Source organism: Rhizobium sp. K33, from assembly GCF_056501445.1.
On record NZ_CP096478.1, the window covers coordinates 4,437,751 to 4,458,142 of the forward strand.

Genomic DNA, 20,392 nt, shown 5'->3' on the forward strand with positions numbered 1-20,392 from the left:
CCAAACGATGAGCCAGTTGGACATACAGATTGCCGTCGAAGCCGACGGTTGGGATGACGAGACGGCGCTGGAGGCTTTGGCCTCCCGCGTGCTCGGGGCAGCGGAAACCCATCTTGCGACGCGCGAGGGCCAGCCCTTTCCGAAGCAGCCGACGGAAGTGTCGCTCGTCTTTGCCGATGACGAGATGATCCGCGAGATCAACGCGGAATGGCGCGACAAGGACAAGCCGACCAACGTCCTGTCTTTCCCCGCGTTTCCGGTGACGCCCGGCAAGATGCCGGGGCCGATGCTGGGCGACATCATCATCGCCCGCGAGACGGTCGAGCGCGAAGCCGTCGAATTGGACAAGACTTTCGAGGATCATCTGACCCATTTGATGGTTCATGGATTCCTGCATCTTTTCGGCTACGACCACATGGAAGTGAACGACGCCGAGAAAATGGAAGCGCTGGAGACTCGCATTCTGGCGGAACTTGGCCTATCTGACCCCTATGCGGGGCAGGACCCGATCTGATAGTTTGGAACAATGACCGATTTTGCGACGAAAACGGCCCCTGAGGCCAAAGAGAGTAACGAGGGTTCCTCTTCCGAAGAGGGCAGTAGTCCCCCCCGAGCGGAAAGCTCGGCCCGACAATCCCCGTCTTTCTGGGCCCGCCTGGGCCGCATTCTGAAGCCCTCTTCCTCCACGAGCCTGCGCGAGGACTTGACCGTCGCGCTGAAAGCCGATGCGACCTTGGGCGAGGCCTTCACGCCCGAAGAACGGGCGATGCTGCACAACATCCTCCGCTTCCGCGAAGTCCGCGTTGAGGACATCATGGTCCCGCGCGTCGACATCGAGGCGGTCGACCAGAGCGTCACCATCGGCGAGTTGATGACGATCTTCGACGTCTCCGGTCGCTCGCGCATGCCGGTTTATGCCGAAACGCTGGATGACCCGCGCGGCATGGTTCACATCCGCGACCTCCTCTCTTACGTCACCAAGCAGGCCCGCAGCCGTAGGCGCGTGGCGAAGTCTGCTTCGCCCGCAAATGGCGCGGAGAAGGTGGAGAAGGTCGAAAAGGCACCGGCCAAACCGAAGATCGATTTCGATCTTGCGCGCATCGATTTGAGCAAGACGGTTGCTGAGGCCGGCATCATCCGCTCCATCCTGTTCGTGCCGCCGTCGATGCTGGCATCCGACCTGATGACCCGCATGCAGGCGGCCCGCACGCAGATGGCTCTCGTCATCGATGAATACGGCGGTACCGATGGTCTCGTCAGCCACGAGGACATCGTGGAAATGGTCATCGGCGACATCGACGATGAACACGATGACGAAGAGGTCATGTTCAGCCGGGTCGCCGACGACGTGATCGTCGCCGATGCCCGCGTCGAACTGGAAGAGATTGCCGAAGCGATCGGTCCCGACTTCGACATCAAGGATCGTCTGGAAGACGTCGACACCCTGGGTGGTCTTATCTTCTCGGCTCTTGGCCGGATCCCGGCACGGGGCGAAGTGGTGCAGGCCTTGCCAGGCTTCGAGTTCCACATCCTCGATGCCGACCCGCGCCGCATCAAGCGCGTTCGCGTTGCCCGCAAGCGCGCAGGCGCCCGTCGTCGGTCAACGACAAAGGGTGATGTCGATACCCGCGCCGATGGTGACATCGACGCAAAGGCCGCCAAGGCGGCGACAGCCGATACCTCTCTGCAGGGCGAAGGCGCGACCAAGGCGCGCGCCAAGGCTCCGGCAAAACCCCGCGCGCCCAAGGCTTCAGTGAAGCCGGCCGAGCCTGCCGTCGAGCCGGCCGTCCAGCCTCTTGCTGAGCCGGTCGCCGAGGTCGGTCAGCCGCCTCTGGAGAATGCCGACCGCGCTTAGACGGTAGCGGCCGGCACCGCCCGCGCCGAAAACCGCGACAGGCCTCCGGTTTTTTGGAAGACTGCCCGCGATTGATTCGCGGGCACGAGGGGTGGATATGCAGGCTTTGGCAGCGAGGATTCTGCTGCTGTGGGGGGTAAGGCGCGCTGGTCTTGCCATTCTCGCAGGAGCGATCGGGGCGCTGGCCCTTCCGCCCTTTGATTTCTTTGCCGCGATGTTCGTGTCGTTCACGCTGCTCGTGTGGCTGCTCGACGGCGCGACGGGCAATGCCGAGACGGGGAGGGCGGGGCTGTCGTCCTCCTTCTGGATCGGCTGGCTCTTCGGCCTCGGCTACTTCGTCTGTGGCCTCTGGTGGCTTGGCAATGCACTGCTTCTGGAGGCCGAGGAATTCGCCTGGGCGCTCCCTCTGGCCGTCCTGGGCCTGCCCGCCGTGCTTGCCATCTTCTATGGTCTTGCCACCATGCTGGCCCGCCTTCTCTGGTCGGACGGCATGGGGCGCATTGCAGCGCTTGCCGCCGCCTTCGGTCTCCTCGAATGGCTCCGCAGCTTTGTGGCGACCGGCTTTCCCTGGAATGCCATCGGTTATGCAGCAATGCCGGTGCCTTTGATGATGCAGTCGAGCCACGTCCTCGGCATCCTCGCCATCACCCCGCTCGCCGTCTTTGTCTTCGCCTCTCCGGCTCTTCTTGGAACCCGCAAAGGGGCATGGCCGGGGCTTCTTCTCGCCAGTGCGCTCCTCGTCGCGCATTTCGGCTACGGCGCGTTCCGCCTCTATGTCGAGCCCCCGGTCGAGACGGACAAGACAATGGTCGTGCGTCTCGTCCAGCCCTCTATCGATCAGTCACAGAAGCTGGAAAACACCGATCGCATCGGCATCTTCGAAAAGCATCTGGCCCTGACCGCCGCGCCACCGGAGGAAGGCAAGCCGCGACCTGACGTGATCGTCTGGCCGGAAACCTCCGTACCCTTCATCCTGATGGAGAACCCGGACGCCCTCGTGCGCATCGGCGATGTGCTGCAGGACGGGCAGATCCTGCTGACGGGGGCCGTGCGGGCCGAGGAGCGCGGCGCCGGTCTGCCGCCGCTCTACTACAACTCGGTTTACATGATCGATGACAAGGGACAGATCCTCGGCGCGAGCGACAAGGTCCATTTGACGCCCTTCGGAGAATACGTGCCCTTCGAGGATCTCCTCCGGCAGTTCGGGATCGAGGAGTTGATCAGCCTTCCCGGCGGGTTCACGGCCGCTGCCAGCCGCACGCCGCTTACGCTTCCCTCCGGTATCGGGCTCTATCCCCTGATCTGCTACGAGGCCATCTTTCCGGGTGAGGTTGCATCGGATCTCGCCGGTGCAAGTGCAATCTTGAACGTCACCAACGACGCCTGGTTCGGCGCGAGCCCCGGTCCCTATCAGCACTTCCTCCAGGCGCGGCTGCGGGCCGTGGAAACCGGTGTGCCCTTGATTCGCGTGGCAAACAGCGGGATTTCGGCCGTCATCGACCCCTATGGGCGTATCGTTCAGGGACTGTCCCTTGACGCCGCCGGCGCGGTGGATGCAACTCTCAGTGTTAAATCTGTCCCGGTCCGGCACAGCCACAACCACGCCTTAAACCTTTGGTTGGTGGTGGGAATGATGACCTTCATGGCGGCCATTTCTAGTCTGGGTTTTATTAGGCGGGCGAATTGACCAAAAACCCCTAAAATTGCATAGTGGCTCAGACCGGTAATCTACAAGTATGCTGAAAGATCATCGACGGCGAGCACAACGTCTCGTTATGGTTGGGCGGGCATCGGGTGAGGGTCGCAACGCCAACAACTTTGTCAGGACGACATTAATGATCGAGAACAAGAAGAAGCCGAACCCAATTGACATTCACGTCGGGAGCCGGATTCGCCTTCGTCGCACGATGCTTGGCATGAGCCAGGAGAAGCTTGGTGAAAGCCTCGGGATCACTTTCCAGCAGATTCAGAAGTATGAAAAAGGCACCAACCGCGTGGGTGCGAGCCGCCTGCAGAACATCTCCAACATTCTGACGGTTCCGGTTTCCTTCTTCTTCGAAGACGCACCCGGCGAGCAGCCCGCGAACTCCACCGGCATGGCGGAAGCGTCGAGCTCAAACTATGTCGTAGACTTCCTGTCCTCGTCTGAAGGCCTTCAGCTGAACCGCGCTTTCGTCAAGATCGCCGACCCCAAGGTTCGTCGCAAGATCGTCGACCTGGTCAAGGCTCTGGCCGCTGAAGCCGACAGCGAATAAGCCCAATCATCCCCCGATAAAGAGAGCGGCCGCAGGGCCGCTTTTTTTGTGCCCGTGGAAGGAAAAGTTTACTCACATAAAGATATATTTATGTGGTTGTGTCCTTGTCATCGCCGCTCGAACTGAGTAACGATGCCGTCATCCATACTTTGAGGGGAATCCCGATGCGCGCAAACTATCTCTTCACCAGCGAATCCGTTTCCGAAGGTCACCCGGACAAGGTCTGTGACCGCATCTCCGACGAAATCGTCGATCTCGTCTACCGCGAAGCGGCCAAGACCGGCGTCGATCCCTGGACCGTGCGCATCGCCTGCGAAACCCTTGCCACCACGAACCGCGTCGTCATCGCCGGCGAAGTTCGTCTGCCGCCGAGCCTGATGAAGACAGACAAGAACGGCAACGAGGTCATCAATCCCTCGAAGTTCAAGTCTGCCGCCCGTAAGGCTATCCGTGATATCGGCTACGAGCAGGACGGCTTCCACTGGAAGACCGCCAAGATCGACGTGCTTCTGCACTCCCAGTCCGCCCACATTGCTCAGGGCGTCGACAAGGCTGCCGACAGCTCCAACAGCGAAGGCGCGGGCGACCAGGGCATCATGTTCGGTTATGCCTGCAAGGAAACGCCGGACCTGATGCCGGCCCCGATCTATTACTCGCACAAGATCCTGCAGACGCTCTCCACCGCCCGCAAGAAGGGCGAGGGCGACGTCGGCAAGCTCGGCCCCGATGCCAAGAGCCAAGTCACCGTCCGCTATGTCGATGGCAAGCCGGCCGAGGCCACCTCGATCGTGCTGTCCACCCAGCATCTCGACGAGAACTGGGATTCGAAGAAGGTTCGCCAGGTTGTTGAGCCCTACATCAAGGAAGCACTCGGCGACCTGAAGATCGCCGACGACTGCGCCTGGTACATCAACCCCACGGGCAAGTTCGTCATCGGTGGTCCCGATGGTGACGCTGGCCTCACCGGCCGCAAGATCATCGTCGACACTTATGGCGGTGCAGCCCCCCACGGTGGCGGCGCCTTCTCCGGCAAGGACACCACCAAGGTCGACCGTTCGGCGGCCTATGCTGCGCGTTATCTCGCCAAGAACGTTGTTGCCGCCGGCCTCGCCGACAAGTGCACCATCCAGATCTCCTACGCGATCGGCATTGCTCAGCCGCTGTCGATCTATGTCGATCTGCACGGCACCGGCAAGGTAACCGAGGACGAAGTCGAAGCCGCCATCCGCAAGGTCATGGACTTGTCCCCGTCCGGCATCCGTCGCCATCTTGACCTGAACAAGCCGATCTATGCTAAGACGGCGGCCTACGGCCATTTCGGCCGCAAGGCTGGCCGTGACGGTTCCTTCTCCTGGGAGAAGCTGGATCTGGTCAAGCCGCTCAAGGATGCGATCAAGGCTTGATCTGAATGACGGAAAAGGAACGCAGGACACGGTCGACCGAGGCATTCTTCGGTCGGCGCAAGGGTAAGCCGTTGCGCGACCAGCAGGTCGAGCGGATGGAAACCGTCCTGCCGGAATTGAAGGTCGACCTCGCCGCGCCCGTGCCGGCCGACCTGAAATCCCTGTTCCCCGTTCCCGTCGACAAGCTCCGCCTTGAGATCGGCTTCGGTGGCGGGGAGCATCTCGTTCATCGCGCCCGCACCAACCCCACGACCGGTTTCATAGGGGTCGAGCCCTTCGTCAATTCCATGGCGAAGCTGCTCGCGGTCGTCGAGGCCGAGGGTCTGAAGAACATCCGCGTCTACGACGATGACGCGACCCAGTTGCTGGACTGGCTGCCGGAAGGCCAGATCGACCAGATCGATCTGCTCTACGCCGATCCCTGGCCGAAGAAGAAGCACTGGAAGCGCCGTTTCGTCTCACAAGTAAACCTGGAGCGCTTTCACAAGGTGCTGAAGCCGGAAGGCATCTTCTGCTTCGCCTCCGACATTGACACTTATGTCAACTGGACGCTGCAGCATTGCCGCGATCATGGTGGGTTCGAATGGACGGCCCGCAATGCAAGCGATTGGCTGACGCCCTACGAGGGCTGGCCGGGCACGCGCTATGAGAACAAGGCCCGCCGCGAAGGGCGTTCATCGGCCTATCTCACATTCCGCAAGCGCTGATTCGCAGCGCCAGAGGCTGCGATGTCTCGCTGCACCACTCAGTGCAGCGAAACGGTCTTCAGGTCGTCTTCCGCAGCCTTGAAGAAGGTGCTGGATCGGTTATCCGTGAGCAGGATCGGCGTGCCGTCAGCGGCAAACAGCGCCCACAGATCCAGTGTCGGGTCGATTTCCGGGGCTTCCGGGAAGCAGCGGGACACTTCGTCCGACTTCATCTTGCGGATATAGCCGACTTCGCCAGCGCCGAGATGCGCCAGTTCGGATTTCGTCAGGCGGGATGAGGCTTCTTTCAGTAACATTCCGATCCTCCGCGAATGAGGGAGAGGCGGCACAGCATTGCCGCAACCTTCATTCTGCGGTGGAGATGTTAATTTTCCTTACCAGATGCACGGGATCATGCCTGATGATCTCGATCGCCAGAAGCCCGTTTCGCAGCGAAGCCCCGGTGATTTCCATGCCGTCTTCGATTGCAAACACCCGCTGGAACTGGCGGGAGGCAATGCCGCGAAACAGGTAGTCCGCTTCATCGCGCTCGGCCTGTTTGCCGCGAATCACCAGCTGATTGGCCTCCACGCTGACGTCGAGCTCGTTCTCCGCAAAACCGGCCACAGCAAGCGTCACCCGAAGCCGCTCCGCACCCTTCTGCGGCGGCAGTCTCTCGATGTCATAGGGCGGATAGCCGTCGCTTCCTCTCGGCCGCCGAAAGGCGCTGCCGTCGCCTGTGTCGAAGGTGATGATGAAAGCTTCCGTTGGCAGTCTGTTGCGCGTCATTTCCCGTTCCTGTGTGGCGGACCTGGACCTCCGCCCCAGCCGAATATGGGAAATCTGGAGGGCCCCGACAAGCACTCTCTTGCTTGACAAATAGCACCCCGCGTTCCAAGCCTCCGCCTTTAGACTTTAGGATCGACCCATGACAGAACCCCGCAAGATCATCATCGACACCGACCCTGGTCAGGACGATGCCGCAGCCCTCATGCTCGCCTTCGCCAGCCCCGACGAACTCGAACTGCTCGGCATCACCACAGTCGCCGGTAACGTGCCGCTGACGATGACCAGCCGCAACGCCCGCATCGTTTGCGAGCTCTGCGGCGAAACGGACCGCAAGGTGTTCGAAGGGGCCGATCGTCCCATGGTGCGCCCGCTCGTCACGGCCGAACACGTGCACGGCAAGACCGGCCTCGATGGCGCCGTGCTCCCCGAGCCGACGATGAAGGTTCAGGACCAGCATGCTGTCGACTTCATCATCGACACGATCCGCAACGAGCCGACCGGCACCGTCACCCTCTGCACGCTCGGACCGCTGACCAATATCGGCCTCGCGCTTCAGAAGGCCCCGGACATCGCGCCCCGCGTCAAGGAACTCGTCATGATGGGTGGCGGCTTCTTCGAGGGTGGCAACATCACCCCAGCTGCCGAATTCAACATCTATGTCGATCCGGATGCCGCCGCAGCCGTCTTCGCCTCCGGCATCCGCATCACCATGATGCCGCTCGATGTGACGCATCAGCTGATGACGACGAAGGCGCGCGTCGCCCGCATCGCCGAAATCGGCACCAAGCCGGCCAAGGTCATGGTCGAATGGCTGGAATTCTTCGAGCGCTTCGATGAAGAGAAATACGGTTCGGATGGCGGTCCGCTGCACGACCCGACCGTCATTGCCTACCTGCTGAAGCCCGAGCTCTTCAGCGGCCGCTTGTGCAATGTCGAGATCGAGCTGCAATCCGAACTGACCGTCGGCATGACGGTCGTCGATTGGTGGCGTGTCTCCGGCCGCACGACCAATGCCACGGTCATGCGCAATGTCGACGCCGACGGTTTCTTCGATCTTCTGACAGAGCGTTTCGCGCGCCTCTGACGGCCAAAAAAAGAGGGGCGCAGCCCAGGCCGCGCCCCTTTGTCATTCACGCCAAGCCTTCGGCTCAGAACTCTTCCCAGTTGTCGGCGCTCGGCGCAGCACCGCCGCCGGCAGCCGCAACCTTGCGCGGTGCGGGTGAGTAGGCGGGAGCCTTCGGGTTCTGAGCCACCGGGCTCGCCGGGCTTCGCATCGTTTCCGCTGCAGCGCGTAGAGCCTGGACCGGTGCGCCTGCACCCGTCACCTGGAACTTTGCCACCAGCCCGCGCAGCGTGTCGGATTCATTGCGTAGCGCCATGCTGGCTGCGGTCGTCTCTTCCACCATGGCCGCGTTCTGCTGGGTCACCTGGTCCATCTGGTTGACGGCAGCATTGACCTCCTTCAGGCCGGATGCCTGCTCGCTGGCCGAGGCGGAGATCTGGCGGATGAGACCGTTGATCTGCATGACCTGCTGGGCGATCTTTTCGAGGGTCTGCCCGGCCTCGCCGACGAGTTCGACGCCGTCCTTGACCTGGGCGGCCGAGGCATTGATCAGCGCCTTGATCTCCTTCGCGGCCGTGGCCGAGCGCTGAGCGAGCTCGCGCACTTCCTGGGCGACAACTGCAAAGCCCTTGCCGGCTTCGCCCGCACGAGCCGCTTCGACGCCGGCGTTCAGCGCCAGAAGGTTCGTCTGGAAGGCGATTTCATCGATGACGCCGATGATGCGGGAGATCTCCTGCGAGGACTGCTCGATGCCATGCATGGAGGCGACCGCCTTCTGCACGACCTCGCCGGACTTTTCGGCATCCTTGACCGCGACCGAAACCGTGTTGGCAGCCGTGCCGGCATTGTCCGCGCTGGAATTGACCTGTTCGGTCAATTCGTTCAGCGCCGCAGCCGTTTCTTCGAGGCTCGCCGCCTGCTGCTCGGTGCGCTTGGACAGGTCGGCAGCGCTTTCCGAGATCTCGCTCGTGCCGGCCGCGATGTTCACCACGCTGCCGTTGACGGAGGCGATCGCCTGCTCGAGGCTTGCCACCGCATCGTTGAAGTCGCGCTTCAGGGCGGCGTATTCGCCCGGGAACTCGTCTGCGATGCGATAGGTCAGGTTACCCTGCGAGAGCTGTGCGAGACCACTGCCGAGAGCGGTCACGACATGCTGCTGCACCGAGGCGGAGGCGTTGCGCTCCTCTTCGTTGCGACGACGCTCGCCTTCGGCCGCCTTGCGCTGTGCATCGGCTTCGGCGGCAAGCATGTTGCTTTCGGCGAGCTTGTGACGGAAGCCATCGAGCGCCTTGGCAACGAGGCCGATCTCATCCTGGCGGTCCTGATTCGAGACGTCGCTGGCATAGTCGCCCCTGGTCATGCGCTCGACATCGCCGACGAGGCCGTGCAGCGGCCGCTGGGCAAGCGAGCGGACAGCGAGGAAGAGTGCCAGCATCACCGCTGCGAGCACGATCAGGCCGCCGATTATCATCATCATCGTCTGCGCTTCGATCGGTGCGTTGATCGCAGCATGCGGAATGTCGATGATGACAGCCCAGGTGGCGTTCACGCCGGGAACGGCGAAGGGATAGAGCAGCCGGTCATAACCTTCGCCGGTCTCATCCGAGAGGTTGGACACCAGGCTGCCCGTGCCGTTTGCAAGCGACGCCTTCAGGGCGTCCGCCCCTTCCGCTTCATAGGGCTTCATCAGAAGCTCGTCCGTCGGGGCCACGAGCCACTGTGCGCCCTGTGCGACGAGCAGCACGCGGCCGGTCTCGAACGGCTTCAGCGCCTTGAGCTTTTCGGAGAGCGACAGAAGGGACATGTCGACGCCGGTGACGCCGATCAGCTTGCCACCGGAATAAACCGGATAGGCGATCGAGCTCATCGTGGTCGGAACGTCGGTGCCTTCGGCAAGATAGGGTGCGGTGATCGCGCCTTTGCCGCTCTTGGCAGCCAGCGCATACCATTCCGCCGGATAGTCTGCGCGGAAGGTGGAGAACTGAATGTTGCCGTTGCGATCCTTCGACCAATAGGGCGTGAAGTCGCCGTCATCATTGGCCGAAAGCTCAAGCTTGCCCTTGATCTCGTCCTTCTGGCCGTCGATGGCGCGCGGTTCTTCCGCCATCCAGCTGCCGAAGGCGAAGGGGTTCTGTTCCAGGTTCGCCTTGAGAATATTGGTGATGCCGAGACGGTCGAGCGACTTGCCCTCGTGGCCGCGACCGATGACGCCCGACATGGTGCGGGCCGCACTGGCGAGCTCGCCGATGTCGCCGGCGATTTCGCGGGCGATCGATTTGGCCTCGGCATTGGCCTGTTCCATGGTCAGCGCATGAACGCGATCACGGGTTTGGGAAATGAGAACCAGATTGGAAAGGATGAGAACCAAGCCGATGGCAAGGCCGGTGACGACCAACAGTTTGGCGGCGATCGAACGGGCAAAAAAGGCGAACATGGGAGCCTCGAAAATTGAGGTTCAGGACGCAGGGACATTCGTTCCACACCCTCATGGCGCGGCCGGGCGCGCTTCCACGCACCCCGATCGCTGCCGATGCTATGTTCCATTGTTTAAAGTTGAATAAATCAGACTTGTGGCTTCTGATAGGGTCTCAGAGCGCTGCGGCGACCTCTGATGCAGCCGGGATCGATGGCTGTGCGCCGGCCTTGAGGCAGGCGAGCGAGCCGGCAACGGCCGCCCGACGAAGCGCTTCATCGAAGCCGAGGCCTGCATCGAGGCTGGCGGCGAGATAGCCGCAGAAGGTGTCGCCAGCGCCCACGGTATCGACGGGCTCAATCTTCAGCCCCTTGGTCCGATGCAGCGCACCGCCTTCGGCTGCGATCACGCCGTCGCCGCCGAGCGTAACGATCAAGATCTGCCCGGTCTTTCCGTGCATCTCGATCAGGATCTGCTCCCGTTCGCTGGCCGTCAGATTGTCGCGACCGACAAGCCGCTCGAATTCCGTCTCATTGGCGATCACGATGTCGGCCAAGGCTGCGAGCTCCGTCGTCTCTGCAATGAGAGGCGCGATGTTGAGCACGGTGCGAACGCCCTTGGCCTTGGCGGCGTTGAGCGCTGCCTTGACGGAGTTTGCCGGCACTTCCTGCTGCAGCATCAGGATGTCGCCACTCTTCATGTCTCCGACAGCCTTTTCGGCCTGCTCCGCGCTGACCGTGCCATTGGCGGCAGGCACCACGGCGATCATGTTCTCGCCGTCGCCACCCACCAGAATGAGGGCCGTGCCCGTGGGGCCATCAACCCGTGCGACCGCGGCGAGATCCGTCCCCGATTTGTCGAGAAGATTCAATGCCGGGCCTGCGAACTCGTCTTGGCCAACCGCACCCACCATGCGCACATCAGCCCCTGCGCGCCGCGCTGCGAGCGCTTGATTGGCACCCTTGCCGCCCGCGGCCGTCGCAAATCCGGTGCCGGGGACCGTCTCGCCCGGCTTCGGCAGACGTGGCGTGGTCGCGACGAGGTCCATGTTGATGGAGCCGAAGACGGTGATCATGAGCGCGGTGCCTCCCTGAATGCTCTAGGCTGTCGCGCTCTTTTGGACCGGGTCTCAGTCCTCGTCAACAACCCTCAGCTTGAGCAGGCCCGTGCGGCTCTCGACGCTGCGGGGCTGCACATCGTCGGCATCGCCACCGCCCGGAGCCTCGAATTCCATGGCCTCGATCTTGGCGCCCCGTTTCGCCAGCTTGTCCGAGGAGGTGATGATCATCTCCACGTCCTTCTGGGCGGCAAGGAAGTGGCTCTGCAGCTTCCGGGTCCGGTCGTCCAGGCGCCCGAGATCTTCCATCAGGCGAATGACCTCGCCCTGGATGAGATGCGCCTGTTCGCGCATGCGCTGATCCTTCAGTACGGCCTGGATCACCTGGATCGACAGCATCAGCAGGGAAGGCGAGACGATCACCACCTTCTGCCGATGCGCCTTCTGGACGATGCCTTCAAAATTCTCGTGAATTTCAGCGAAGATCGATTCCGACGGCACGAAGAGGAACGCCATGTCCTGCGTCTCGCCCGGGATCAGGTACTTCTCCGAGATGTCCCGGATATGCACCTCCATGTCCCGCCGGAACTGCTGTGAGGCTGCCTTCTTCTGTTCCGGGTTTTCGGTGTCGCGGATGCTGTTCCAGGCCTCGAGCGGGAACTTGGCATCGACCACCAGCGGCGGCGAATTGTTCGGCATCCGGATGGTGCAGTCGGGCCGCGAGCCGTTGGAGAGTGTCGTCTGGAATGCGTAGGCGCCCATCGGCAGGCCATCGGCGACGATGGTCTCCATGCGTGATTGCCCGAAGGCGCCGCGGGTCTGCTTGTTGGACAGGATGGCCTGCAAGCCCACCACATCCTTGGCCAGCGACTGGATGTTGTTCTGTGCCGCATCGATGACTGCCAGCCGCTCCTGCAAGGTTCGCAGGTTGTCATGCGTCGACTTCGTCTGCTCGGTGATCGTGGTGCCCAGTCGGTGCGTCATCCCGTCGAGCCTCTGGCTGATCGACTGGTTGAGCTCTGCCTGACGGCTGCCGAACACCTCGGCCATGGTGGCAAGCCGGCCCTGCATCTCGGCTTGCGCCTTCAGCAGTTCCGCAAGCCGCGCTTCCGCCGCCTCGTCGCGCCGCGCCGTCTCCTCCATCAGCCTGGCCCTGGCTGCGGCCCCACGCAGTGACACGACGATTAGCGCCACGACAGGGAGAAGCAGGATCACCGCGGCAATCGCCACGAGGAAGAGGGGTGAAAGGGTGACTGAGCCGATGGTCACCGCCGGAATGTCCTGAATGTTCATGCGGCGACCATAGCTGATTCGCCGATGCCATGCAGATCAAAGAGTGAACAAGGAGCTCGACCGTTGTTTGCGCTTTGCCAATTGTGAAAAAATTTTGAGGCCAGATTTGACGAAACGCAAGTGGCCGAGCCGGGTGGCCGGAAATCCCCAAGGTGAGGCGAAAAGCTGCCTTTGGCGAGCAACCAAAGATTTACCATTTTAGCGCTCCCTTGGATATGTAAATCAGCACCTGCTGATATTTCCTGTGGTTGTAGAAAGACGCGTTACCCATGTCCCACCTCGACAATTCCGACCTGAACAATCGCCTTCGCTTTCTGGGGCTCGACGACAAGGGACGCGAAACGCTGAAGCGGCTCGGACCGCTGATCCGCAAGAATATCGGCGGCGCGCTCGACATCTTCTACGACAAGGTCCGCAAGGTCCCGGAAACTGCTGCTTTCTTCCGCAATGACGACCACATGAAGGGCGCCAAGAAGCGTCAGGAAGAACATTGGGGCATCGTCGGCACGGCGGACTACACGCATAGCTACGTCGAAGGCGTCACCAAGGTCGGCAAGGCCCATGCCCGCATCGGGCTCGAGCCGCGCTGGTATATCGGTGGCTACGCGCTCGTGCTCGAGCAACTCGTCCATGCCGTCGCCCGCGAGCGCTGGCCAAGCCGCTTCGGTCGGCAGAAGTCGGAGTCCCTCGCCGAAGAGATCTCGGTAATCGTCAAGGCAGCCCTTCTCGACATGGATTATTCGATCTCGGTCTATCTCGCGATCCTCGCCGAACAGCGACAGGCGGCGGAGGATGCGCGGCTGAAGGCCGAGGCCGAGCAGGCGACCGCACTGGCCGCCCTGCGCGGCGTGCTGGCCAAGCTCTCCGCCGGCGACCTGGATGCCCGGCTGCCGAACGATCTGCCGGCCAACTTCGTCCAGATGGCCAATGACTATAACGCCTCGGTCGAAGCCCTGCGCTCGACCATCGTGACCGTGCGCCAGTCCGCCGATGAAATCTTCAAGTCCACAGCCGCCATCTCGGATGCCACCGACGATCTCGCCCAGCGCACCGAGCAGCAGGCCGCCGGGCTGGAGGAAAGCACGGCCGCCCTGCATGAACTCACGCAAAACGTCACCCTGACCGCCGACGGTGCCAAGGAGGCCTCCGATGTCGTGGGCGTGGCGCTCACCGAAGCACGCGTCTCGGAAGAGGTCGTCTCCCGTGCCGTAGATGCCATGGGCGCGATCGAGAAATCCTCTGACGAGATTTCCAAGATCATCGGCGTGATCGACGAGATCGCCTTCCAGACCAATCTTCTGGCCCTGAATGCCGGCGTCGAGGCGGCCCGTGCAGGCGAGGCCGGACGCGGCTTTGCGGTTGTGGCGCAGGAAGTGCGCGAACTGGCCCAGCGCTGCGCCAATGCCGCCCGCGAGATCAAGAACCTGATTTCCCAGAGCTCCAGCCAAGTCGAAGCGGGCGTCGGCCTCGTCAACAACGCTGGCGATGCGCTCGGCAAGATCATCGTGCGCATCGGCGAGATCAACGAGATCGTCGGCAAGATCGCCCTCGCTGCCGCCGACCAGTCCGGCGGGCTTCGCGAGGTCAACACCTCTGTCGCGTCGATGGATCAGATCACCCAGCGCAATGCCGCCATGGTCGAGGAAAGCTCGGCCCAGACGGCAACGCTGCGGGAGGAGGCAGGTCGCCTCGTCCAGGCTCTCCAGGGCTTCAAGACCACCGGGTCGGCGACGCATCACGCAGCGCGCGCCAGCTATCGGATGGCAAGCTGAGCCATCAACCACGACCCCGCACGGCGGTCTGATTTGTCGCCGTGCGTTTAGAAACTGTTCAGCAAACCGTGACAGTTCTGAATGACAATCGTCATCCTGAGAGTGCGCATCGCATCATGACCAACAAAGCCCAGAACGACCTTTCCGAACGCCTCGAGTTTCTCGAAATCGATCAGAAAACCCGCACGACGCTTGCCGAACTGCGACCGTCGATCAAGGAAGTCCTGGGCGGCGCGCTCGACAAGTTCTACGGCAAGGTTTCGAAGACCGGGAAGATCGACTCGCACTTCCGCGACGGCGTGCATATGAACGGGGCGAAGAACGCGCAGATCGGTCACTGGGACAAGGTCGCGAGCGGCAATTTCGACGAAAGCTACGTCCGCGGCGTGACCGCCGTCGGCAAGGCCCATGCCCGCATCGGGCTTGAGCCGCGCTGGTATATCGGCGGCTATTCGATGCTGGTCGGCGAACTCCTGGCCGGCGTGCTCGTCAAGCATTGGCCTTTCCCCTTCGGCAAGCAGCATGCGGTCTCGCTCGGCGAGAAGCTTCGGGCCGTGGTGAAGGCTGCCATGCTCGACATGGACTATTCGATCTCGGTCTACCTCGAAGAGCTGGAAAGCAAGCGCCAGGCGCTGGAAGACGAGCGCGCCCGCTTCGCCGCCGATCAGGCGATTGCCATGGAGCATCTGCGCCGCGGTCTGGAGGCGCTCGCCCAGGGCGATTTCGAAGCCCGCATGACAACGGACCTGCCGGACAATTTCAAGGAAATGGCCGGCCACTACAATGAAACCGTCGATCGCCTGAATGTCTCCTTCGCCGCCATTCGCCGCGCCTCAGAAGGTATCCTGACCGGCACCGATGCAATCGCCCACGCCTCTGGCGAACTCGCCAGCCGCACCACCCGCCAGGCAACCGGCGTGCAGGAAAGCTCGACGGCCCTGCAGCAGCTCTCCGTCAGCGTCAGCCAGACGGCGGCCAATGCGGAGCGTGCCTCGCAGGAAGTGCGCGACACGCAGTGCCAGGCCAAGACCTCCGGCACGGTGGTCTCCCAGGCCGTTTCCGCCATGGATGCGATCGAGAAGTCTTCGACCGAGATCTCCAAGATCATCGGCGTGATCGATGAGATCGCCTTTCAGACGAACCTTCTGGCGCTCAATGCCGGTGTCGAGGCCGCCCGCGCCGGCGATGCAGGCAAGGGCTTCGCCGTGGTCGCACAGGAAGTTCGCCAGCTCGCCCAGCGCTCAGCCGATGCCGCCAAGGAGATCAAGCAGCTCATCTCCCAGAGCTCCGATCAGGTGAAGGAAGGCGTCGGCCTCGTCACCAGCACCGGTGAGGCGCTGAACGACATCATCACCCGCATCGATGCGATCGACACCTTCGTCTCCGATATCGCCGCCGCAGCCAAGGATCAGGCGATCGGCCTCAACGAGGTCAACCAGGCGACCCGCAACATGGATGTTCTGACCCACGAAAATAGCGATATGGTCGAGCGGACCTCAGACGAGACACGCCGTCTGCGTAGCGAAGTCGCAGCCCTTGTCGAACAGCTCTCGCAGATCCGCACGCGCAGTGATCGGCAGGACTACGTGCCCGGCAGAGCCATGGAGCGCCGCGTCGCCTGACCGGCGGCGCAGGTGAGAAGCCACGCACTTTTTCCGTTTCCTCCCAAGGGAACTTGCGCTAAGGGAGGCCATGACCATCAAGCCTCTCATCATCCTGCCCGATCCCCTGCTGCGTCAGGTCTCCGCGCCCATCGAGCGCGTCGATGCCGAGCTCGAGCAGTTCATCGACGACATGCTCGAGACCATGTACGAGGCGCCCGGCATCGGGCTTGCCGCGATCCAGGTGGGCGTGCCGCGCCGCCTTCTCGTCATCGATCTCGCCAAGGAAGGCGAAGAACCGGCACCGCTGGTCTTCATCAATCCTGAGATCCTCAAATCCTCCGACGAGCGCTCGGTCTATGAGGAAGGTTGCCTCTCGATCCCGGACTACTACGCCGAGGTGGAACGCCCGGCGGCGATCACGGTGAAGTCGCTTGGCCGCGACGGCAAGGAGCAGCTGACGGAGGCCGACGGCCTGCTCGCCACTTGCCTTCAGCACGAGATCGACCATTTGAACGGTGTGCTCTTCATCGACCACATTTCTCGCCTGAAGCGCGAGATGGTGATCAAGAGGTTCACCAAGGCCGCCCGTCAGAAGATCTGATCCCGGCGTCTATCCATTCGCGCGTTGAGGCAGATAAGATGGCACTTCGCATCATCTTCATGGGCACGCCGGACTTTTCCGTTGCGACCCTGAAAGCGCTGCATGCGGCGGGCCACGAAATCGTCGCCGCCTATTCGCAGCCGCCCCGTCCCGGCGGCCGTCGTGGCCTCGACCTGCAGAAGTCGCCCGTTCACCAGGCGGCCGAAGAACTCGGCATCGAGGTTCGCCACCCTCTGAATTTCCGCGATCAGGCCGATCGCGATGCTTTCGTCGCGTTGAACGCCGATGTCGCCGTCGTCGTTGCCTATGGCCTGCTGCTGCCCGAGGCGATCCTGAACGGCACGCGACTGGGCGCCTATAATGGCCATGCCTCGCTCCTGCCGCGCTGGCGTGGTGCAGCCCCGATCCAGCGCGCCATCATGGCCGGCGATGCCGAAACCGGCATGATGGTGATGAAGATGGACAAGGGCCTCGACACTGGCCCCGTGGCACTGACCCGCAAGGTGACGATCGGCCCCGACATGACCGCCGGCGAACTGCACGATGCGCTGAGCCTTGCCGGTGCCGAAGCCATGGTCGAGGCGATGGCGAAGCTCGAAGCCGGCACGCTGCAGATCGTTGCACAGCCTGAAGAGGGCGTGCTTTACGCCGCCAAGATCGACAAGGCCGAGACCCGGGTCGATTTCTCCCGCTCTGCATCCGAGGTGCACAATCACATCCGCGGCCTCTCGCCTTTCCCGGGCGCCTGGACGGAGATCGAAGTCAACGGCAAGCCGGAGCGGGTGAAACTCCTCGCCTCACGCTTGGCTGAAGCGGAGGGAGCGCTGGCCGCTCCCGGCACGGCTATAGACGATCGCCTGACGATTGCCTGTGGCACAGGCGCCGTCAGCCTCGTCCGTCTGCAGAAGGCCGGCGGCAAGGCCATGAACGCCGAAGATTTCCTTCGTGGCACGCCGCTTCCCAAGGGCACGGTGATCGCCTGATGCCGCGCTTCCGGATGACCGTCGAATATGATGGCTCGGCCTATGTCGGCTGGCAGCGCCAGGAAAACGGGCACTCGATTCAGGCCGCCCTCGAACAGGCCATCCTGTCGCTGACCAGCGAGACCGTCGTCATCCGGGGCGCAGGCCGCACCGATTCCGGCGTGCACGCCATGGGCCAGGTCATCCATGCCGATCTCTCCCGTGCCTGGGAGCCGCACAAGCTGCGCAACGCGCTGAACGCGCATCTGGCCATGGCGTCCGAGCAGGTCGCCGTGCTTGACGTGCGCGCCGTGCCGGACGAGTTCGACGCCCGCTTCTCGGCGCTTCGCCGCCACTATCTCTATCGGATTATCACCCGTCCGGCGCGTCTGGCTCTGGAGGACAAACGCGCCTGGTGGGTGCCGAAGCCGCTGGACCATGAGGCGATGCACGCGGCCGCCCAGCAGCTGGTCGGTCATCACGACTTCACCACCTTTCGCTCCGCCCATTGCCAGGCAGCAAGTCCGGTGCGCACGCTCGATCGGCTGGATGTGACCCGCCGCGACGGGCTCATCGAAATTCGCGCAACGGCGCAGAGTTTCCTGCACAACCAGATCCGCTCATTCGCCGGTACGCTGAAGCTCGCAGGTGAGGGCAAGATGACGCCGTCGGATGTGCGCGCGGCACTCGAAGCCCGCGACCGTGCGGCCTGCGGACCCGTGGCGCCGCCGGAAGGCCTCTACTTCATGGCCGTGGATTATCCCGGTGACGAGCCGTTCAACGGCTGAGAGCCTCAGCCCGGGTAGACGCCGAGATACTGCTCCAGAACCTCGGCAATGATCATCGACGGCACAAGCAGCACCATCACGATGGTCGAGACCATCAGCAACTGGTCGCCGACAATCATCCGGACGATGCGAAAGAGCGCGGCAATCAGGGTGATCATCAGCAGCAGCCAGAGGAAAGCCACGATGCCGGCCAGTGCGGGCACGAACATCATGAGCAGCACGAGCAGGCCGTAGGAATAGGAGACGGGCAGGGCGAGCCAGTTGGTGACGACCACCATGGCTGCAAATTTCTCGCCGACCCCGATCAGCCAGCAGAGAATGCCGAGCAGGACGAGCGGAAACACCCAGTTGGATGCCTCAACGAGCGCAAGGCGGAAGAAGAAGAGGGCACCCGTCTCCGTGCCGTCAGGCAGGCCCTGGAGATAGAGGAGCCGCCACCAGGCAAAAGAGACGAGGATCGCCGGCAGCGCCCAAAGGATCGACCAGAAGGAGCGCAAAGCCCCGCGGTCGGTCAGATCGAGATAGGAAAAGCCTGCCGGATCCTGCTTGAACAGCAGCCACAGGCCCCGGAGATAGAACTCGACCTCCTTAAGCGTCGGCATGGGCGAACCACTGTTCGATGAAGGTCTGGTAGATCACGGTGAGCGTTTCGAGATCCGAGACCGCAACCCGCTCGTCGACCATGTGCATGGTCTGGCCGACGAGACCGAATTCCACGACCGGGCAATAATCCTTGATGAAGCGCGCATCGGACGTGCCGCCGGTGGTCGAGAGCTTCGGCACCTTGCCGGTGACGGTCTCGATTGCGCCGGAGAGCGAGGCGATCAGGGCGTTGTTACGCGTCAGGAACACATGGCTCGGCCGTTCCGACCAGGTGATGTCGTAAGCGATCGCTGCACGATCCGGCCGAAGTTCGGGGTCGACGGCAGCGTCATCGAGACGACGGATGATCTCCGCCTTCACGCTGTCTGCGGTCCAGAGATCGTTGAAGCGGATGTTGAACTTGAAGCGGGCGGAAGCCGGAATGACATTCGTCGCGGCATTGCCGACATCGATAGTGGTCACCTCGAGGTTCGACGGCTGGAAGCTTTCCGTACCCTCGTCGAACACCGGGAACATCAGGCTCCTGGCAAGCGATAGCGCCCCGCGCACCGGATTGTCGGCCAGATGCGGATAGGCTGCATGGCCCTGCACGCCCTTGACCGTGACGGTGCCGGAAACCGAGCCGCGCCGGCCGATCTTGATCATGTCGCCGAGCGTATCGGGATTGGTCGGTTCGCCCACCACGCAGGCATCCCACTTTTCGCCGCGCGCGGCTGCCCATTCGAGCAGCTTGATCGTGCCATTGACGGCCGGGCCTTCCTCGTCGCCGGTGATGAGAAGCGAGACGGAGCCTTTTGGCGCCTTGCCGGCTTCGACCAGTCGCGCATAGGCCGCAATGAAGCAGGCGATCCCGCCCTTCATGTCAACCGCGCCCCGACCGTAGAGCATGCCGTCCCGGATGTCGCCGGAGAAGGGGCCGGCACTCCAGTCGCTTTCCGCGCCGACGGGCACCACGTCGCTATGCCCGGCAAACATCAGATGCGGACCGTCAGAGCCGGCCCGGGCATAGAGGTTTTCGATGTCGGGTGTACCCTCGTCCGTCGCCACCATCCGGTCGACCTTGAAGCCGAGCGGCGAGAGAAAGCCTTCGAGCACGTCGAGCGCCCCGCCTTCTGCAGGCGTGACGGAAGGGCAGCGGATGAGAGCCTGGAGGACGTCGACGGGATTTGTAACGGTCATGGACACTTTTACGGGATTGGCCGCGCGCCGGTTCAGGCCGGCAATCGGTCTCTGGGAGGATTTGGAAGA

At 62.7% G+C, this 20,392-nt stretch carries 18 protein-coding genes and 1 pseudogene; 12 read left to right on the forward strand and 7 right to left on the reverse strand.

The window, feature by feature from the left end:
• Positions 1-7: 7 nt before the first annotated feature.
• The 6 genes and pseudogenes from ybeY to trmB all read left to right on the forward strand — a co-directional run bounded on the left by ybeY (position 8) and on the right by trmB (position 6,220).
• Positions 8-514, forward strand: a complete 507-nt coding sequence (gene ybeY / locus M1E12_RS21410) for an rRNA maturation RNase YbeY (protein ID WP_479563216.1) — start codon at positions 8-10, stop codon at positions 512-514.
• Between the two features lie 12 nt (positions 515-526).
• Positions 527-1,672: pseudogene (locus M1E12_RS21415) on the forward strand (transporter associated domain-containing protein); the annotation flags it as partial.
• 280 nt (positions 1,673-1,952) lie between these two features.
• Positions 1,953-3,542, forward strand: a complete 1,590-nt coding sequence (lnt, locus tag M1E12_RS21420) for an apolipoprotein N-acyltransferase (RefSeq protein WP_479563217.1) — start codon at positions 1,953-1,955, stop codon at positions 3,540-3,542.
• Between the two features lie 148 nt (positions 3,543-3,690).
• Positions 3,691-4,110, forward strand: a complete 420-nt coding sequence (locus M1E12_RS21425) for a helix-turn-helix domain-containing protein (RefSeq protein WP_113460133.1) — start codon at positions 3,691-3,693, stop codon at positions 4,108-4,110.
• A 164-nt stretch (positions 4,111-4,274) separates the two neighbouring features.
• The gene (gene metK, locus M1E12_RS21430; RefSeq protein WP_113460132.1) at positions 4,275-5,513 is read left to right on the forward strand and encodes a methionine adenosyltransferase; all 1,239 of its coding nucleotides are present in this window, start codon (positions 4,275-4,277) and stop codon (positions 5,511-5,513) included.
• 5 nt (positions 5,514-5,518) lie between these two features.
• On the forward strand, positions 5,519-6,220 hold the full coding sequence (gene trmB / locus M1E12_RS21435; RefSeq protein WP_479563218.1) for a tRNA (guanosine(46)-N7)-methyltransferase TrmB: 702 nt from the start codon (positions 5,519-5,521) through the stop codon (positions 6,218-6,220).
• 38 nt (positions 6,221-6,258) lie between these two features.
• Here the strand turns inward: trmB and M1E12_RS21440 are convergent, their stop codons facing one another.
• The gene (locus M1E12_RS21440; protein ID WP_102020787.1) at positions 6,259-6,516 is read right to left on the reverse strand and encodes a BQ00720 family protein; all 258 of its coding nucleotides are present in this window, start codon (positions 6,514-6,516) and stop codon (positions 6,259-6,261) included.
• A 49-nt stretch (positions 6,517-6,565) separates the two neighbouring features.
• A complete protein-coding gene (locus tag M1E12_RS21445) occupies positions 6,566-6,988 on the reverse strand; it encodes an Hsp20 family protein (RefSeq protein WP_113460130.1) in 423 nt (140 codons plus the stop codon).
• Positions 6,989-7,127: 139 nt separating this feature from the next.
• Here M1E12_RS21445 and M1E12_RS21450 point away from each other — a divergent pair, with 139 nt between their 5' ends.
• Complete coding sequence (locus tag M1E12_RS21450; protein WP_479563219.1) at positions 7,128-8,072, forward strand: nucleoside hydrolase; 945 nt, start codon at positions 7,128-7,130, stop codon at positions 8,070-8,072.
• A 64-nt stretch (positions 8,073-8,136) separates the two neighbouring features.
• Here the strand turns inward: M1E12_RS21450 and M1E12_RS21455 are convergent, their stop codons facing one another.
• The 3 genes from M1E12_RS21455 to M1E12_RS21465 all read right to left on the reverse strand — a co-directional run bounded on the left by M1E12_RS21455 (position 8,137) and on the right by M1E12_RS21465 (position 12,814).
• Positions 8,137-10,485 (reverse strand): methyl-accepting chemotaxis protein, encoded by a 2,349-nt coding sequence (locus M1E12_RS21455; RefSeq protein WP_479563220.1) that lies wholly within the window; start codon positions 10,483-10,485, stop codon positions 8,137-8,139.
• Positions 10,486-10,639: 154 nt separating this feature from the next.
• Entirely contained in the window at positions 10,640-11,539 is a 900-nt protein-coding gene (locus tag M1E12_RS21460; protein ID WP_479563221.1) for a ribokinase, read from the reverse strand.
• Positions 11,540-11,593: 54 nt separating this feature from the next.
• Positions 11,594-12,814: a DNA recombination protein RmuC gene (locus M1E12_RS21465; protein ID WP_136540283.1), complete on the reverse strand. Its 1,221-nt coding sequence runs from the start codon at positions 12,812-12,814 to the stop codon at positions 11,594-11,596.
• Between the two features lie 269 nt (positions 12,815-13,083).
• Here M1E12_RS21465 and M1E12_RS21470 point away from each other — a divergent pair, with 269 nt between their 5' ends.
• From M1E12_RS21470 to truA, 5 genes are all read left to right on the forward strand, one after another.
• Positions 13,084-14,586 (forward strand): methyl-accepting chemotaxis protein, encoded by a 1,503-nt coding sequence (locus M1E12_RS21470; protein WP_479563222.1) that lies wholly within the window; start codon positions 13,084-13,086, stop codon positions 14,584-14,586.
• Between the two features lie 113 nt (positions 14,587-14,699).
• Positions 14,700-16,208 carry a methyl-accepting chemotaxis protein gene (locus M1E12_RS21475; protein WP_479564940.1) on the forward strand — a complete coding sequence of 503 codons (1,509 nt, stop codon included), beginning with the start codon at positions 14,700-14,702 and terminating at the stop codon, positions 16,206-16,208.
• A 70-nt stretch (positions 16,209-16,278) separates the two neighbouring features.
• A complete protein-coding gene (gene def / locus M1E12_RS21480) occupies positions 16,279-16,791 on the forward strand; it encodes a peptide deformylase (RefSeq protein ID WP_310240112.1) in 513 nt (170 codons plus the stop codon).
• A 38-nt stretch (positions 16,792-16,829) separates the two neighbouring features.
• Positions 16,830-17,774, forward strand: a complete 945-nt coding sequence (fmt, locus tag M1E12_RS21485; protein WP_479563223.1) for a methionyl-tRNA formyltransferase — start codon at positions 16,830-16,832, stop codon at positions 17,772-17,774.
• Positions 17,774-18,541 carry a tRNA pseudouridine(38-40) synthase TruA gene (gene truA / locus M1E12_RS21490; RefSeq protein WP_479563224.1) on the forward strand — a complete coding sequence of 256 codons (768 nt, stop codon included), beginning with the start codon at positions 17,774-17,776 and terminating at the stop codon, positions 18,539-18,541. Before fmt ends, truA begins: the two co-directional genes overlap by 1 nt.
• A 5-nt stretch (positions 18,542-18,546) precedes the next feature.
• On the opposite strand, the gene M1E12_RS21495 is transcribed toward truA, so the two are convergent.
• Both M1E12_RS21495 and dapE read right to left on the reverse strand, forming a co-directional pair.
• Positions 18,547-19,143, reverse strand: coding sequence for a hypothetical protein (locus M1E12_RS21495; RefSeq protein WP_310240116.1), 597 nt, complete (start codon positions 19,141-19,143; stop codon positions 18,547-18,549).
• The gene (gene dapE / locus M1E12_RS21500) at positions 19,130-20,323 is read right to left on the reverse strand and encodes a succinyl-diaminopimelate desuccinylase (RefSeq protein WP_479563225.1); all 1,194 of its coding nucleotides are present in this window, start codon (positions 20,321-20,323) and stop codon (positions 19,130-19,132) included. The genes M1E12_RS21495 and dapE overlap by 14 nt, the downstream gene beginning before the upstream one ends.
• Positions 20,324-20,392 lie beyond the last annotated feature (69 nt).